Source organism: Mesorhizobium sp. STM 4661, assembly GCF_000359125.1.
Taxonomy (GTDB): domain Bacteria; phylum Pseudomonadota; class Alphaproteobacteria; order Rhizobiales; family Rhizobiaceae; genus Mesorhizobium.
Genome location: NZ_CAAF010000031.1, coordinates 45,036 through 62,253, shown reverse-complemented (window position 1 = coordinate 62,253; position 17,218 = coordinate 45,036). Strand labels below are relative to the sequence as shown.

General features: G+C 65.0%; 12 protein-coding genes. 7 read left to right on the top strand and 5 right to left on the bottom strand.

Annotated elements, in window-relative coordinates; translation table 11 throughout:
• Positions 1-12 precede the first annotated feature (12 nt).
• On the top strand, positions 13-3,486 hold the full coding sequence (locus tag MESS4_RS11055; RefSeq protein WP_006330005.1) for an indolepyruvate ferredoxin oxidoreductase family protein: 3,474 nt from the start codon (positions 13-15) through the stop codon (positions 3,484-3,486).
• On the opposite strand, the gene MESS4_RS11050 is transcribed toward MESS4_RS11055, so the two are convergent.
• The 4 genes from MESS4_RS11050 to MESS4_RS11035 all read right to left on the bottom strand — a co-directional run bounded on the left by MESS4_RS11050 (position 3,483) and on the right by MESS4_RS11035 (position 8,572).
• Positions 3,483-5,609 carry an acetate--CoA ligase gene (locus MESS4_RS11050; protein ID WP_006330004.1) on the bottom strand — a complete coding sequence of 709 codons (2,127 nt, stop codon included), beginning with the start codon at positions 5,607-5,609 and terminating at the stop codon, positions 3,483-3,485. The two genes, MESS4_RS11055 and MESS4_RS11050, sit on opposite strands and share 4 nt — an antisense overlap.
• Before the next feature lie 3 nt (positions 5,610-5,612).
• Entirely contained in the window at positions 5,613-6,434 is an 822-nt protein-coding gene (locus MESS4_RS11045) for an enoyl-CoA hydratase/isomerase family protein (RefSeq protein WP_006329998.1), read from the bottom strand.
• Positions 6,435-6,503: 69 nt separating this feature from the next.
• A complete protein-coding gene (locus MESS4_RS11040) occupies positions 6,504-7,433 on the bottom strand; it encodes a pseudouridine-5'-phosphate glycosidase (RefSeq protein ID WP_006329996.1) in 930 nt (309 codons plus the stop codon).
• 29 nt (positions 7,434-7,462) lie between these two features.
• Positions 7,463-8,572 (bottom strand): carbohydrate kinase, encoded by a 1,110-nt coding sequence (locus MESS4_RS11035; protein WP_006329994.1) that lies wholly within the window; start codon positions 8,570-8,572, stop codon positions 7,463-7,465.
• Between the two features lie 153 nt (positions 8,573-8,725).
• On the opposite strand from MESS4_RS11035, the gene MESS4_RS11030 reads away from it, so the two are divergent.
• The 6 genes from MESS4_RS11030 (at position 8,726) to ftsZ (ending at position 14,818) form a co-directional block, all read left to right on the top strand.
• Complete coding sequence (locus MESS4_RS11030; RefSeq protein WP_006329992.1) at positions 8,726-9,691, top strand: 2OG-Fe(II) oxygenase family protein; 966 nt, start codon at positions 8,726-8,728, stop codon at positions 9,689-9,691.
• 66 nt (positions 9,692-9,757) lie between these two features.
• On the top strand, positions 9,758-10,795 hold the full coding sequence (locus MESS4_RS11025) for an ABC transporter substrate-binding protein (protein WP_006329990.1): 1,038 nt from the start codon (positions 9,758-9,760) through the stop codon (positions 10,793-10,795).
• Positions 10,796-10,895: 100 nt separating this feature from the next.
• Positions 10,896-11,972, top strand: coding sequence for an ABC transporter ATP-binding protein (locus tag MESS4_RS11020; protein ID WP_006329988.1), 1,077 nt, complete (start codon positions 10,896-10,898; stop codon positions 11,970-11,972).
• Complete coding sequence (locus MESS4_RS11015; protein WP_006329987.1) at positions 11,969-12,835, top strand: ABC transporter permease; 867 nt, start codon at positions 11,969-11,971, stop codon at positions 12,833-12,835. Before MESS4_RS11020 ends, MESS4_RS11015 begins: the two co-directional genes overlap by 4 nt.
• Positions 12,814-13,614: an ABC transporter permease gene (locus tag MESS4_RS11010; RefSeq protein ID WP_244441115.1), complete on the top strand. Its 801-nt coding sequence runs from the start codon at positions 12,814-12,816 to the stop codon at positions 13,612-13,614. Before MESS4_RS11015 ends, MESS4_RS11010 begins: the two co-directional genes overlap by 22 nt.
• Positions 13,615-13,819: 205 nt before the next feature.
• Positions 13,820-14,818, top strand: coding sequence for a cell division protein FtsZ (gene ftsZ / locus MESS4_RS11005; protein WP_006329985.1), 999 nt, complete (start codon positions 13,820-13,822; stop codon positions 14,816-14,818).
• Between the two features lie 33 nt (positions 14,819-14,851).
• On the opposite strand, the gene MESS4_RS11000 is transcribed toward ftsZ, so the two are convergent.
• Positions 14,852-17,143, bottom strand: coding sequence for a molybdopterin-dependent oxidoreductase (locus MESS4_RS11000; RefSeq protein ID WP_006329984.1), 2,292 nt, complete (start codon positions 17,141-17,143; stop codon positions 14,852-14,854).
• Positions 17,144-17,218 lie beyond the last annotated feature (75 nt).

Genomic DNA, 17,218 nt, shown 5'->3' with positions numbered 1-17,218 from the left:
AGGAGTGCCCGGATGACAACGGCTGCCGCTCTCCCGAAAGCCGGCCAGGCGAATGCGGTCCCAGTCAGCCTCGACGATCGTTATGCGCTCGAGCGCGGCCGCATCCTGGTCTCTGGCACGCAGGCGCTGGTGCGGCTGCCGCTCGTCCAGCGCCAGCGTGACCTTGCTGCTGGCCTCAACACGGCCGGCTATGTCTCGGGCTATCGCGGCTCGCCGCTGGCCGGTTTCGACCGCGAGATGCAGCGCGCCGGCAAATATCTCAGGGCGAACCATGTCGTCTTCCATCCCGGCCTCAACGAGGACATGGCCGCGACCGCGGTCTGGGGCACGCAGCAAACCGGCATGTTCGCGGGTTCGCGCTACGATGGCGTGTTTTCCATGTGGTACGGCAAGGGTCCCGGCGTCGACCGGACGATGGACGTCATCCGCCACGCCAATGCCGTCGGCACCAATCGCCATGGCGGCGTGCTGCTTCTGGCCGGTGACGATCACGGCGCCGTCTCCTCGACGCTGCCGCACCAGAGCGAGCACAATCTGATCTCGGCCATGGTGCCGCTGCTGTCGCCGGGCGGCGTCGGCGAATATATCGACTATGGCCTGCTCGGCTGGGCGATGAGCCGCTATTGCGGCGCCTGGATCGGCTTCAAGTGCCAGACCGAGATCGTCGAATGCACGGCGACCGTCGATGTCGACCCGGCACGACTCGGTATCGTCATGCCGGACCTGGCGTTGCCCGCCGATGGCCTGTCGCTGCGCTGGCCGGACGGCCCGCATGCAATGGAGCGCCGCATCGAACACAAGATGGCGGCGGTGCATGCCTTTGCCCACGCCAACGGCATCGACCGCATCGTGCATGGCGGCGGCAAGGCGCGGCTCGGCATCGTCTCCACCGGTAAGTCGTGGCTCGACCTGCTCGGCGCGCTGGCAGCGCTCGGCATCGACGAGCGGCGCGCGGCCGAGCTTGGCATCCGGCTGTACAAGGTCGGCATGGTCTGGCCGCTCGAGCCGCAAGGGCTCAAGGCTTTCACTGAGGGGCTGGAGGAAATCCTCGTCGTCGAGGAGAAACGGCCGGTGATAGAGGACCAGATCAAGGCGCTGCTGTTCAACGCACCCGATCGCCCCCGCGTCTTCGGCAAGACGGACGAGCGCGGCGCGCCGCTGCTGCCTTCGATCGGCGAGATCAGCGCCGTTTCGGTCGCGCGCGCCATCGTCTCGCGACTCGGCGCGCCGGACGCGGAGCTTGGCCGGCGCATGAAGACGATCGAGGCCGTCGCGGCGTCGGCACCCGGCGAGGTGATCGCTTTAAAGCGCGACCCCTATTTCTGCTCCGGCTGCCCGCACTCGATCTCCACCGTGGTGCCCGACGGCAGCCGCGCCTCGACCGGCATCGGCTGCCACATGATGGTCATCGGCATGGAGCGCGAGACCTCCACCTTCACCCAGATGGGCGGCGAAGGCGGCTCGTGGATCGGACTGTCGCCGTTCACCGACGAGAAGCACATTTTCGTCAATATGGGCGACGGCACCTATTTCCATTCCGGACTGCTGGCCATTCGTGCGGCGATCGCCGCCAAGGTCAGCGCCACCTACAAGATCCTCTACAACGATGCCGTCGCCATGACCGGCGGCCAGCGCCATGACGGCGAGGTCTCGGTGCCCTCCATCGTCGAGCAGACGCTGGCGGAGGGCGCGAAACGCGTCGTCGTCGTGTCCGAAAAGCCCGAGGCCTGGGCGGGCGTCCTGCCGCGGTCCGTGACCGTCCACCATCGCGACGAGCTCGACGCCGTGCAGCGCGAGCTCAGGGAGATCGAGGGCGTGACGGTGCTGGTCTTCGACCAGGTCTGCGCCGCCGAAAAACGCCGCCGGCGCAAGCGCGGCGCCTATCCGGTCTCGCCAAAACGCGCCTTCATCAACGAACTGGTCTGCGAAGGCTGCGGCGATTGCTCTTCCGTCTCCAACTGCATTTCGATCGAGCCTGAGGAAACCGAGTTCGGCCGCAAGCGCAGGATCAACCAGTCGAGCTGCAACACCGACCTGTCCTGCATCAAGGGTTTTTGCCCGAGCTTCGTGACGGTGGAAGGGGGCGCTATCCGCAAGCCGAAGGCACGTACGGTGGCGGCTGGCTCCGACGGCCTGCCGATGCCGGCGCTGCCGGCGCTCGATCGCCCCTACAACATGCTCCTGGCCGGCATTGGCGGCACCGGCGTCATCACGGTCAGCGCCATCCTGTCCCAGGCGGCCCATCTCGACGGGCTCGGCCTGCTGACCCTCGACCAGACCGGGCTGGCGCAAAAGAACGGCGCCGTGGTCTCGCATATCAGGCTGGCGCGCGATCCTGAATTGCTCAACACGGTCAGGATCGGCCCCGGCGAGGCCGACCTTGTGCTTGGCTTCGACATCGTCGTGGCGGCGGCGGCAGCTTCGCTTGCGACCTTCGCGCAAGGCCGCACAAGAGCCGTGCTCGACGATCATTTCGCGCCGACGGCGTCCTTCGTGCAGAACACCGCGATCGACTTCCGCCAGGAAGCGACGCTGAAGCAATTGCGCCGGGCGGCCGGCGAAGAGGCGATCACGTTGATCCCTGCGACCAGGCTCGGCCTTGCGCTGATGGGCGATGCCATCGCCGCCAACATGTTCCTGCTCGGCAATGCCTGGCAGCGCGGACTGGTGCCGATCAGCCTGGAATCAATCGACAGGGCGATCGAGATGAACGACGCCGGCGTCGCCATGAACCGCACCGCTTTCGGCTGGGGCCGCCGCGCGGCGATCGACCTTGCGGCGGTACTGGATGCTGCGCGGACGGGCAGCGCCGAGGCGCCGCAACCGGAGACGCTCGACGCCATGGTTGCGCGCCGGATGGCATTCCTGACCGGCTACCAGGACGCCGCCTATGCGAACCGTTACCGCAGGCTGGTGGAGACCGCGCGCGCCGCCGAAGCCGGGATCTCGGCCGACGCCGAGGACTTCGCCAGGGCCGTGGCGGTCGGCGCCTTCAAGCTGATGGCCTACAAGGACGAATATGAAGTGGCGCGGCTGCATCGCGACCAGTCGTTCAGGAAAAAACTGGCCGAGCAGTTCGAGGGCGATTTCAGGATCAGGCATCATCTTGCACCGCCGATGATCTCGCGCATCGATCCACGCACCGGCCATCCAGGCAAGATCGCCTTCGGCGCCTGGATCAATCCCGTCTTCGCGGTGCTGGCGCGATTGAAGGGCGTGCGTGGGACGCGCTTCGATCCGTTCGGGCGCACCGAAGAGCGGCGGATGGAACGGCGGATGATCGCTGATTATGAAAGGCTGATATCGGATCTTTCGGCGCGGCTGACGCAAGGCAACCATGCCGTGGCGACCGAGCTTGCGCGGCTGCCGGAAGAGGTGCGCGGCTTCGGCCACGTCAAGATGGCGGCGGTCGAACGCTTCGAGAAGAAGAAGGCAACGCTGCTGGAAAGATTGGGCAAGGAAAGCCGCCTGGAAACAAAGGCTTAAGCGCCTCTGGAGATCACCAGCGCATCGAGGACGCTGACGCCTTTCTCGAAGACGACGACAGGATTGAGGTCGACGGCCTCGATCAGATGGCCGTAGCGGCCGGCAAAATCCGACAGCGCCATGATCGTCTCGACCAGCGCTGCCCGGTCGGCTTGTGGCGCGCCACGAAAACCCTTGAGCAGAGCGGCCAAGCGCGTCCGGTCGATCAGCGCCTCGGCCGACACGCGGTCGATAGGCAAGAGATCGAAAGCGGCGTCCTTGACCAGTTCGACCAGAACGCCGCCGACGCCGACGACAATTCCGAGGCCGAACGGCTCGTGCCGGATCAGACCGACCAGCGCTTCCACGCCGCGTCCGGCCATTTCCTGCACCACCACGCCGCGCAGTTCCGCATCCGGCGCGTGAGCGCGAGCGCTTTGCATGATCGCCGCGAAGGCTTCGGCAGCTTCGGCGGCACTGCCTATGCCGAGCCGCACGCCGCCGGCTTCGGTCTTGTGAGGAATGTCGGGCGATTCGATCTTCAGCACGACCGGAAAGCCGATCGCCTCGGCCGCCTCGACTGCCTCTTGCGCCGTGACCGCCAGACGCTCGCGAGTGACCGGCAGCCCGTTCTCGGCCAGCAACTGCTTGGCCTCCCGTTCGGTCAATTTCCCACCGGTGGCGAGGCGCTCTGCCCAGGGATCGTTTTCGCCGGCCGATTCGATCGCCGGGGCGTTCGGTATCGTGACGCCGGTCGCGTCCAGAAGCCGTCGCACGGCATTGAGCGCAGCGCGCGTGCCGTTGAGCACCGGGACGCCGGCAAGCCGTTCCCTGACAGCTGGATGGTGTCCGGAGGACAGGTTGCTGATGAAGGCAACCGGAACGGTCGCGTCCTTTGTGTAGGCGGCGACGGCATCGGCAATGCCGGCATATTCGGCGGCGCCCGCAGCATCGAGGCCGACAGGCGCGTCCTGCGCGGCGACGATCAGGCCGACGGCGGGATCCTGCGCCAGGATTTCGAGCACGCCGCGATAGATCCCGCCATCGGCGAAAACGACACCCGTGGTGTCGACCGGATTCCGCGGCGTGGCGAAAGGCGGCAGCACGGCCTTCAGCCGCGCGATGGTGTTTTGCGAAAATTCCGGCAGGTCGATGCCGACCTGCTCGGCGATGTCGGAGACATGGGCGACACCGCCGCCGCTAACCCCAACGACCGCGACGCCCTTGCGCGCGAGCCTCGCCTTCAACGACAGGCAAAGTGCTGCGGTCTCGACGAACTCGTCCATGTCGGCGACCTCGATCACGCCGGTCCGCCGGAAGAAGACTTCATAGGCTTCGTTGGCGGCAGCGAGCGAACCGGTATGCGCGGCGGCGGCTTCCGCGCCCTTGCTCGACTTGCCGGCACGCAGTGCAATCACCTGCTTTCCGGTGGCATGCGCCGCCCGCATCGCTGAGGTGAACGCGGCGGGATCGCGGATCGCTTCCACGACAAGTCCAATGACGCGCGTCGCCTCATCATCGGCGAGATAAGAGAGATAGTCGGGAAGATCGGTCGCCGCGCTGTTGCCGCAGGAGACGATGTGGCTCAGGCCGAAGCGCCCGGTGTTGGCGAGCGCGATGGCGCTGGCGCCGGAATGCGACAGGATGGCAAGCTGGCCTCTCCTGAGGTTGGGCGACAGCGTCGAGGAGTAAAGCGCCGCACCGCTTTGCAAATTGAACAGGCCGAGGCAGTTCGGCCCGCAGATCGCCATGCCGTATTTTCGCGCGATCCCGACCAGCGCCTGCTGCCGCGCCTTGCCTTCCCCGTCGGTTTCGGCAAAGCCGCTGGCCAGCACGACGGCCGCCTTGACGCCGGCCTTGCCGGCATCTTCGAGCGCGCCCAGCACGTGCGCCGCGCCGATGCCGATCACCGCCACGTCGGCCGGCGCGTCGAGCCGGTCGAGCGACGGGATGGCCGCAATGCCGAACACCGTTTCGGCCTTCGGATGCACCGGGATGATGGCGCCGGAGAATCCGAACGCCTTGAGATTGCGCATGACATAGCTCGACGACGCATCGGCGCGTTCCGTCGCGCCGATGACGGCGACCGAACGCGGCGCCATCAGCGCCCGCATCGCCTCACGCGAAGCGGCAAAGCCGATCACGGCTCAGTCGAGGCCCTTGAAGGGGCCGTCGCGGAACGCGAGGTATTCCTTGAGGCTCATCTTGGCGAGGTTCGCCATCCATTCGCGGCCCTGCTTGGTCACGTGCAGCGCCGCGATCGCCTCGATATTGTACTGGAAGGACGGCAGCAGCCCGGCCACCATCTGCTGGTTGTTGATCGACGCCTTGGTGAATTTAAGCGCCGGCACCGGCATGCGCGCCAGCTTGCGGGCGAGGTTTTCGGTCTTTTCCTTCAACTGATCGGCCGGCACGATCCTGTTGATCAGATGCATGCGCAGCGCCTCCTCGGCATCGACCAGATCGCCCGTATACATCAGCCAGCGCACGTCGCGGGTGGCGAGCAGCCAGGGCATCATCAGCGCCGGCGGGCCGGAATTGTGGCGCACCTCAGGCTCGCCGAATTTTGCATTGTCGGCGGCGATCGCCATGTCGCAGCACATCATCAGCTCCAGCGCACCGGCCAGCGCATATCCGTTGACCGAAGCGATGACCGGGATCGGCGCGCGCCAGATGTTGAGCAGCGCTTCGGCGTTCTCGCCCATGTCCTCGCGCCAGAAATCGATGTCGACGTCGAAATCGCCACCCTGCAGATCGTAGCCGGAGGAGAAGGCGCGGCCGGCGCCGGTGATCACCAGCGCATTGACGTCCGGATCGGCAACGGCGGCGGCAAGGGCCTTGTCGATCTCGCGGATCACCGTCTTGTTCATCGCATTGAGCTTGTCGGGACGATTGATGGTGATCGTCGCGAACTTGTCGGTCGCATCCTTCTCGTAAAGGATCGTCTCGTAAGTGGCCTGCGCGCTCATGCGGTTCTCCTGGGTATGTCGAAATCAGAGGGACGTCACAGCCCGCAAGGCGCTGACTGGTCTTCGCCTCTACGCTGCCTCGCGCTTCGATCCCGCATGCGCCACGGCGATGCGGGCGGCGAGTGCGGCGTTGTTGCGGACCAGCGCGATGTTGGCCTTCAGGCTGCGGCCTTGCGAAAGCTCGTTGATGCGGGCGAGCAGGAACGGCGTCAATTCCTTGCGCCCGATGCCGCGTTTTTCGGCTTCCGCCACCGCGGCCGCGATCGTGCCGTCGATGAAGGCGGGATCAAGCGCGTCCGCTTGCGGAATTGGATTGGCGACGAGGATGCCGGTGCCCGATCCCATCTGCTCGTGCAGCAGCATTGCGCGTGCAATCTCCTCCGGCGTGTCGAGGCGATGATCGGCCTTGAGCCCGCTCGATCGCGTGTAGAAAGCCGGGAAGTCGTCGCTTTGAAAGGCGATCACCGGCACGCGCTGGGTTTCCAGATATTCCAGCGTCTTGGCGATATCGAGGATCGATTTCACGCCGGCGCAGACGACGGTCGTGCCGGTCTGGCCGAGTTCGGTCAGGTCGGCCGAGATATCGAAGGTGGCTTCGGCGCCGCGATGCACGCCGCCGACGCCGCCGGTGGCAAAAATGCCGATGCCGGCGAGCGCGGCAATCCGCATCGTCGCCGAGACCGTGGTTCCGGCCGAGCCGCCGCGCACCATGATGGCGGCAAGGTCGCGCCCGGATGCCTTGACCACGTCCTTTGCCGCCGCCAGCTTTTCCAGTTCACCGTCGTCGAGCCCGACCTTGATCTTGCCCGCGACCACGGCGATCGTCGCCGGCACGGCGCCATTCTCGCGCACCACGGCTTCGACGCCGCGGGCGGTCTCCAGATTGGCCGGATAGGGCATGCCATGGGTGATGATGGTCGATTCCAGCGCCACCACCGCGCGGCCCTCTCGAAGTGCCGCCGCAACCTCGTCGTTCAGGTGAAGAAGGGAAGATTTCATCGTCGTTTCGCTTTCAGGTCTTCTCGCTTTCAGGCGGGAATGCGGTACATGCCGGCGGTGAGGAAGCGCGGCGACAGATCGGGATGGACGCTGGATTCGCTCTCGGTGGTCAGCGTGGCGAGCAGCGCGCCGGTGCGCGCGGCGTGAGGCACGGGATCTCCGGAAAGGACTTTGTACATGGTCCCGGCGATCATCGCGTCGCCGGCGCCGGTGATGTCGACGGCCCTTGCCGGGACGGAGCGCATCGTCGCCACGCCGCTCTCGGTCGCCACCGCAAATCCATGCGCGCCCATGGTCACGATCACTTCGGCGGCACCTGCCGCGCGTAGCGCCGCTGCCGCCTCCTTCGGCTTCAGCCGTTTGTCGGCATCGGCGATGCCGAGCATCGAATTGGCCTCGTCGTGATTGGTGAACAGAAGGTCGATGCCGGTCAGGTCCTTCGGCAGGCGCGCCGATTTCGGCGACGATACGGTGTCGACGGCGAGCTTGAAGCGCGCGCCCTGCTTGCGCGACATCAGCGCTTCGATGGTGGCTGCCGGCAGGTTGCAGTCGATGAACACCCAGGTCGCCGAAGCGAGATGCGGCCAGAAGCGGTCGAGATAGGACGGCGAGAACAGATCGAAGATCTCCATATCGGCAATGCCGAGCACGAGATCGTTGTTGAGATCGAGAATGGCCGCGTATTCAGCCGTCGGCCGCTCCGTGGTGGTGATGACCTGGCTGACATCGGCGCCAAGGTCGCGCAGATGCCGCACCAGCGAGCGACCGGTTTCGTCATCGCCGACAATCGAGACGAAGCTGACGTCGACGCCGAGGCGGACAAGGTTCTCGGCGACGTTGCGGGCGACGCCGCCGAAGCTGCGATAGCCGTCGACCGGGTTCGACCTCTCGAAGATCAGATCCTTCTTGGCGTGGTACTTGCGGTCCAGAACCGCGCCGCCGATGCAGATCATGCGCTTGGAGGCCGGCAGGACATAGCCGCGGCCGAGGATGTAGCCCTTGTTGACCAGCTGCATGATGTGGGCCGCGACGGTCGAGCGGGCGATGCCGAGCGCGGTGGCTATGTCCTGCTGGCCGGCGAACGGGTTCGCCGCGATGAGATCCAGAACCGCCTGTTCCTGTGCTCCAAGGTCGTCCATCGTCCCTGTCCAATTCGTGGCTGAACATTTTCGATATGGACAACAACAGATGATCTTGTCAACATTCGTTTGTAGCTATAACGTTTCGTTCAACCGGCGTTTCCACCGTCTGTCCCGAAGGCGGAACAAGGCAACAGAAAGGTGATCGCGATCATGCAGCCCGCGCCTCAAGCCGAAGCAACAGATCAGGGAATTCCCGTCGTCGATGTCGGGCCTTTCATCCGCGGGGAGGCCGGCGCCGGCGCTGTCGTCAAAGCCATCGAGACCGCCTGCCGGGATACCGGGTTCTTCCTCGTCACCGGCCATGGGGTGTCGCCGGAACGGACGATGCGGCTATACAATCTGGCGCGCGCCTTCTTCGATTTGCCCGAGGGCTACAAGCGCGGCCATGGGCGTGGAGCCGCCCTGACCGGCGGGATGGCCTTCTCGCCGATCGCCGATGAGGCGCTGGCCGCCACCAAGGGCATCAAAACGCCCGGCGACTACAAGGAAAGCCTGAATTTCGGCCTGCGCCTCAAGGGCGACACATGGCCCGACCAGCCCGAAGGTATCGAGAGCGCCTTTCGCGATTATTTCTCCGAAATGGAGACGCTGGCGAGGCACCTGCGCCGCATCTTCTGCCAGGCGATCGGCTTGGAACCCGACTATTTCGAGCCGGCCTTCGAGAACCATCTGTCGGCGCTGCGTGTCATCAATTATCCCGAGCAGGATGTGGATCCCCTGCCCGGCCAGCTTCGCGCCGGTGTTCACAGCGACTACGGCTTCATGACCATCCTGCGTTCGGAGGCCTCGTCCGGTGGCTTGCAGGTGCAGACCCGTGACGGCCGCTGGCTCGATGCGCCGTCGATCGACGGCGCCTATGTCGTCAACATCGCCGACGCCTTCATGCGCTGGAGCAATGACGAATGGGTGTCGACGCCGCATCGCGTCGCCAATCCGCCGCGCAACAAGAAAGGCAGCTCGCGCCGCCAGTCGATCCCGTTTTTCGTCAATCCCAGCAAGGAGACGCTGATCTCCTGCCTGGAGCCGTTCTGCACGGACGGCAAGCAGGCCAAATACGAGCCGATCACCTATGGAGACTATATCGAGCTGAAGACTAAACAGGCTTTCGGCCGCTGAACGATGGAGGGCTTCGGCCGTCCCAAAGAACGAATTGATTAAAAGAAATCAACAAGGGGAATTGTGATGACGAAACTGACCAGACGACAGACGCTTGCCGGAATGGGCGCGCTCAGTGCGGCCGGGCTCATCGGAATGCCAGCCATCGCCCAGGAAAAGACGCTGATCGTGCCGACGCTCGGCGGCGTCTGGGAGCAGTTCTGGCGCTCGACCATCGCACCGGCCTTCGAAAAGGCCTCCGGCGCCAAGGTGACGCTCGACGTCGGCAATGGCCGCGTCTTCGGCGCCAATCTGCGCGCCGCCGGCGTCGACAAGCCGCCCTATTCGATCATCATGACCAACGAGGTGTTCGCCTCCGGCCTGCGCAAGGAGGGCTTCTTCGAGAAGCTCGATCTGGCGAAACTGCCGAACTACAACGACCTCTATCCGCTGGCCAAGATCGCCGACGGTTTCGGCGCCACCGGCGCCATCTCCCCGATCGGCATCGGCTACCGCACCGATCTGGTGAAGACGCCGCCCAAGGCCTGGAAGGATCTGTGGAACAACGAGGAATTCAAGGGCAAGATCGGCCTCTACAATTTCGCCAACAGCGCCGGCAAGATGGAGCTGCTGCTGGCCTCGAAGATCTTCGGCAAGGACCAGTACGATGTCGATGCCGGCTTCGACGCTCTCGCCAAGCTGGGCCAGGTGATCCAGGTCGACTTCAACCTTTCCACGGCCCTGTCCTCGGGCGAAATCGTGGTCGCGCCGTTTGATTTCGGCGAGATCGCACGGCTGCGCAAGCAGGGCCTGCCGGTCGACTGCGTCGTTCCCGAGGAAGGCATGTTCATGTTCGACCAGACGGTCTCGATCCTAGCCAACGGTCCGGAAAAGGAGCTGGCCTATCAATATGCTGACTTCCTGCTGTCGCCGGAAACCCAGATGCTGATGGCGAAGGAATTCTTCGTGTCGCCGACGAACTCGAAGGTGATCATTCCCGACGATCTCAAGGCCGACGTGCCGGTGTCGGGCGAGGCGATGACCAAGATCCTCACCTGGGACTGGGATTTCGTCAACGAGAAGCAGGGCGAGCTGGCCGAGCGCTGGGCCAAGACGATCCTTTAAAGGCTGATAGTGAACCGGGATGACGCGTCTTGCTTTCGAGACGCGTCTCCCGCCAGCCGCGCCTCCGGTGGCGGTCGATCGCCCGTGAAGTGGAGCATTCATGACAGAGGTTAGCATCGAGCGGCTGACCAAGACCTTCGGCGGCGCACGCGCGGTCGACGGCATCTCGATCCGCATCGCCGATGGCGAGTTCATTTCGCTGCTCGGCCCGTCGGGCTGCGGCAAGACGACGACGCTGAAGATGATCGCCGGCTTCGAGGAGGCCAGCGAAGGCGCGATCCGCTTCGACGGCAAGGATGTCGTCAACGTCCCGGCCGAAAAGCGCGACATCGGCATGGTGTTCCAGAACTACGCGCTGTTTCCGCATATGACGGTGGTCCAGAACCTCGCCTTCGGGCTGGAGATGCGCAAGATCGCCAAGCCCGAGATGCTGAGCCGCATCGCTGAGGTGCTCGACATGGTGCAGCTCGGCGGCTATTCCGACCGCTATCCGAACCAGCTTTCCGGCGGCCAGCAGCAGCGTGTGGCGCTGGCCCGCGCGCTGGTCATCGAGCCGAAGATCCTGCTGCTCGATGAGCCGCTCGCCAATCTCGACGCCAAGCTGCGTGAGGAAATGCGCGTCTTCATCCGCGATCTGCAGCGCCGCGTCGGCATCACCACTGTCTACGTCACGCATGACCAGGCCGAGGCGATGACCATGTCCGACCGGGTGGTGGTTATGTTCGGCGGCCGTATCGCCCAGATCGGCGCGCCGTCCGACATCTATGAGCGTCCCGAAAACCTCGAAGTGGCGCAGTTCGTCGGCCAGGTGAACCTGGTCAAGGGCACGATTCTTGGCGGCACGATCACCGGGGCGGCCGGACCGGGCAAGAGCCGCGTCGCGTCGGTCTTTGGTGAGGTCGCCGTCGACAGCCGCACGGACCACGCGCCGGGCGCCGCCGTCACGCTGTCGCTGCGCCCGGAGGCGATCGAGCTCAAAACCGCGAGCCAGGGCGGAGCGCAGGGCAAGGTCACGGCGCGCTACTATTCCGGCAGCATCATCGACTACCGCATCGCGCTGGATTCGGGCGAGACGCTGCACGTCCAGACCTTTCCAAACATCAGGATCGCCGAAGGCGACCGTGTCAGCGTGCATGCGCCGGCGGATGGGTTCTGGCTGCTCGGGGCGGCAAAATGACGGCAACGCGCCGCAAGGGGTTTGGCCCGCTGATCCTGATCGCGCCGGCGGCCGTGCTGCTCGGCGTGTTCCTCGTCCTGCCCTATCTCAACATCGTGGTGATGAGCTTTCGCATGCCGGGGCAAGGCACGCCTTACGGTCCTGGCTTCACAACAGGCAATTACACGAAGTTCTTCGCCGACAGTTTCTACCTGCTCCAGGTCGCCAACACGCTATGGATCGGCCTCATCACCACAGCGCTCTGCCTCGTCGTCGGTTTTCCCGTCGCCTGGCAATTGGCGCGCGGCAACATGCGCTTTCGCGCACTGGCCTATGGGCTGGTGCTATCGCCGCTGCTGGTCGGTATCGTCATCCGCTCCTATGGCTGGACGATCCTGCTTGGCAATAACGGCCTCATCAACCGCACGCTGACCGGCATGGGTCTGATCGATCGCCCGCTGCCGCTGATGTACAATGCGCTCGGCATCGTCATCGCGCTGGTCCACGTCTTCCTGCCCTTCATGATCCTGCCGATCATGGCGGCGATCCAGGGCGTCGACCCGTCGCTGGAATCGGCCGCGCGCTCGCTCGGCGCGTCGCGCTTCACCGCCTTCCGCCGCATCGTCCTGCCGCTCTGCACGCCTGGCATCCAGGCCGGCTGCATCCTCGTCTTCGTCTTGTCGCTCAGCGCCTATGTGACGCCGTCGCTGATCGGCGGCCTCAGGGTCAAGACCATGGCCGTCACCGTCGTCGATGCGCTGATCGACACGTTCCAGTGGCCATGGGGCTCGGCGCTGGCGCTGATGCTGTCCGTCACCGGCGCGCTCTGCGTCGTCATCTTCGCGCGGCTGACGCGCATGAAATGGAAAGTGGCGCGGACATGAAGCGGCCGGTGCTCACGCTCTACTGCCTGCTGGTCTACGCCTTCCTGCTGGCGCCGATCCTGGTCGTCGTCGGTGCCTCCTTCAACGCCGGCAATTTCCTGACGTTCCCGCCGCAGGGCCTGTCGCTGCGCTGGTATGTGACCTTCTTCCACAACGACGTGTTCATGCGCGCGATCCGCACCTCGCTCTGGGTGGCGGCGATGGCGACCGTCATTTCCGGAACCATCGGCACCATGGCCGCGCTCTACTATGTCCAGCATGCCGGCCGTTGGAAGGAGGCGGTGCGCATTGCCATGCTGGCGCCGCTGCTGCTGCCGGAAGTGCTGACGGCGATCGCGCTGCTGTTCTTCGTCTATGCGGTCGGCATCGGCACCACGACCATGATCGGCATGGTCGCCGGCCATGTGCTGATCACGCTGCCCTTCGTCTTCATCAACGTCTCGGCCTCGCTGGAAAGCTTCGATCCGTCCTGGGACATGGCGGCGCGCTCGCTGGGCGCCGACCGCCTGACAAGGTTCCGGCGCATCATGCTGCCGCTGATCAAGCCCGGCGTCATCGGCGGCGCGCTGTTTGCCTTCATCATATCCTTCGACACCTTCACCATCTCGTTCATGCTGAAGGGGATCGGGACGTCGACGCTGCCGATCCAGCTCTTCGACTATCTGCGCACCAATTTCACGCCGGAAGCGGCAGCCGTCTCGACCGTGTCGATCGTGCTGACTCTGGTGGTGGTGATCGTGTCGGAGAAGGTGCTGGGGCTGCGCATCCATCGCTTCTGACGGATTCGCGCATCTGCGCCCATGCCGCAGCAGCACCAAGCAGGCAAATCTCGCTAGCGGCACTTGCAGGCGCGTTCGCGCTCTGATTCCCTGATGGTGGGGAGCATGGCCTGATTCGCGAGCTTGCCGGCATCGGATCCCAGACGGTTTCGGAAAAGCATCTGATTGCTTGCAGCGCCCAGAATTTTCAACGGAGGGACGGGCAGTGAACGCCAAGAAGAGGCCGGAAATCTCCGAGATGAGACCGAAGATAACGGTTGTCGGAGTCGGCGGCGGCGGCGGCAACGCCGTCAACAACATGATCGCCGAAGGCCTGCAGGGCGCGGAGTTCATCGTCGCCAACACCGATGCCCAGGCGCTTACCATGTCGAAGTCATCCCGGCTGATCCAGCTGGGAGCCCATGTGACGGAAGGCTTGGGCGCCGGGTCGCTGCCCGAGGTCGGCCGTGCGGCAGCCGAGGAAACGATCGACGAGATCATGGACCACCTTGCGGGAACGCATATGTGTTTCGTGACGGCAGGCATGGGCGGCGGAACCGGTACTGGAGCGGCACCCGTCATCGCGCATGCTGCGCGGGCAGCGGGAATTCTGACGGTGGCGGTCGTCACCAAGCCCTTTACCTTCGAAGGAAAGCGCCGGATGCAATCGGCCGACGAAGGCATCGAAAGGCTGCGCGAGAGCGCCGACACGGTGATCGTCATCCCGAACCAGAACCTCTTCAGGGTCGCCGACGCCAAGACGACGTTCGCGGACGCATTCATCATGGCGGACCGCGTCCTCTACGCGGGTGTCGGCTGCATCACCGACCTCATCGTCAAGGAAGGGCTGATCAACCTCGACTTCGCCGACGTAAAGTCCGTGATGCGCGACATGGGCCGCGCGATGATGGGCACAGGCGAAGCCACGGGCGAAGACCGCGCCAGGAAAGCGGCCGAAGCGGCAATCGCCAACCCGCTCCTGGACGAAGCCTCCATGGCTGGAGCCAAGGGGGTTCTTGTCTCGATATCGGGTGGCACCGACATGACGCTGTTCGAGGTCGACGAAGCGGCTACCCGTATACGAGAAGAGGTCGACACCGACGCCGATATCATCGTCGGCGCCATTTTCGACAAGGCGCTGGCAGGAAAATTCAGGGTCTCGGTCGTCGCGACGGGGTTGCGCCAGGGCACGGAGGTGTTTCAACCGAGGCGGATGACCGCTTGAGCGTTTCCGCCGGCAGCGCTTGATAGCAGCTGTTCAGCTATCGATCGGTGGGTCGAATGCCGACACTAGCGGGGCTGCTCCCTCGAACCTTCTTACCTCGACCAGAGTGCTCTGCGCCGATGGGCCTTGCGCCAGCTTCGACGTGCCCCTGTCTGGCGTCAGCACATTGGGATTGCCGTGCTTGTCGAGGCTGCCGATCTCGCCCGGCGTCTCGGGGTCGTACCAGGCGCCGGTGGCGATCTGGATCACGGCTGGCCGGATCGCGTCGGTAACAACCGCGCCGACGAGAATAGCGCCGCGATCGTTGAAAACGCGCACGATGTCACCATCCCTGATGCCGCGAGCGGCGGCGTCCGCCGGATTGATGCGCATCGGCTCGCGGCCGGCGACCTTGCTCGCCTGGCTGACCGTGCCCATGTCCATCTGCCCATGCAGGCGGGTGGCCGGCTGTGTCGTCAGCAGATGCAGCGGAAACCGCGCGGCGAGCGGACCGCCCAGCCATTCCAGCGGCGCCATCCATGTCGGATGGCCGGGGCAGTCTTCGTAAGCAAACCCGGCGATCGCCTCGGAAACGATCTCGATGCGACCCGACGGCGTGCCGAGCCGGTGTAGGGCGGGTTCCTTTCGGAACGCCTCGAACAGCACATAGGGTTTTTCAGCCGCGGGGATTTCCACAAAGCCCTGGTCCCAAAAGGCGTCGAAATCCGGCCATTGCATATCGGCTTGCGTGGCGCGCTCGCGGGCGCGCTGATACATCAGCCGAAGCCACTCCCCTTCGCCGCGACCTTCGTGAAATGCCGCGCCAAGGCCGAGGCGCTCGGCAAGGCCGCCGATGATGGCGAAATCGCTGCGCGCCTCGCCCAGCGGCTCGATGGCTTTCCGCATCGCGACCATGAAGCGGTCGAGCGAGCTCGCGCCAATGTCGTCGCGCTCGAGCGGCGAGGTTGCCGGCAGCACCACATCGGCATGGCGCGCCGTCGCCGTCCACCAGGTCTCATGAACGATGACCGCCTCGGGACGCCGCCAAGCCGCGATGAGCCGGTTGAGATCCTGGTGGTGATGGAACGGATTGCCGCCGCACCAATAGACGAGCCGGATGTCGGGATAGGCCAGGTCGCGGCCGTCATACTGGAACGGTGCGCCGGGCTTAAGCAGCATGTCGGCGATCCGCGCCACCGGAATGAAGGCCTCGACCGGATTGCGCAAGGTCGGGAATGTCGGGCGCGGGGCCGCGCGGCGCTGCCCGCCGAGACCCTCGATACTGCCATAGCCGAAGCCCAGGCCGCCGCCCGGCAGCCCGAGTTGGCCGAGAGCTGCTGCAAGCGCGATCGCCGCCCAGAACGGCTGCTCGCCATGCTCGCTGCGCTGCAGCGACCAGTTGACGACAAGAAACGTGCGGGTGGTGGCCATGCGCCGCGCCAGCGCGCGGATCGCCTCGGCCGGCAGCTCACTGAGGTCGCTTGCCCATTGCGCGGTCTTCGGCACACCATCCGTCACGCCCATCACATAATCGGCGAAACGTTCGAAGCCGGTGGCGTGGCTGGCGAGGAATTCCCGGTCGTGCAGGCCTTCGCTGATCAGCGCGTGGATCAGGCCGAGCATGATGGCCGTGTCGGAACCGGGGCGCGGCGCCAGCCATTCGGCTTCGAGGAAAGCGGCGGCATCGTCGCGGATCGGACAGATGTTGACGAAGGCGACGCCGGCCGCCTTTGCCTTTTCGAGACCGTCGCGGCTGGTGTGCTCGCCGAGCCCGCCCACGGTGATCTGGGTGTTGCGCAGCGGCATGCCGCCGAACATCACGACCAGCCCGGCGTTCGCGGCGATGCTCGACCAGCTCGTCCCTGGTCCGTCGATAGCCTGGATGGTGCCGAGGATGCGCTTGGCGATCACGGTGCCGGCCGCGTTGCTGTAGGTATCGACGGAATCGGTGAAGCCGCCCAGCACGTTGAGGAAACGGCGAACCTGCGACTTGGCGTGATGGAAGCGGCCGGCGCTCGCCCAGCCATAGGATCCGCCATAGATCGCCTGATTGCCGAAACCGGCGACGACCCGTTTCAGTTCGCCTGCAACCAGGTCCAATGCCTCGTCCCAATCGACTTCGACATAGCGGTCGCTGCCACGCCGTTCAGGGTGCGCGCCAGGCCCGCTTTCGAGCCAGCTTTTTCGCACCGCCGGGCGCAGCACGCGGCTCTTGTGATGGATCGCCGAAGGGACCGACTGCAGCAGTTGCGACGGGTCGGGATCGGCGGCAAATGGCTCAGCGGCAACAAGCCGTCCATCACGGACAACCGGTCGGAAAATGCCCCAATGGGAACTGCTCAGCATTGTTTAACCGGCTCGAATTTCGTCTGGACGACCGCAGTGCAGCATGATAGCGTTTTCGAAACTTAGTACAAGTTT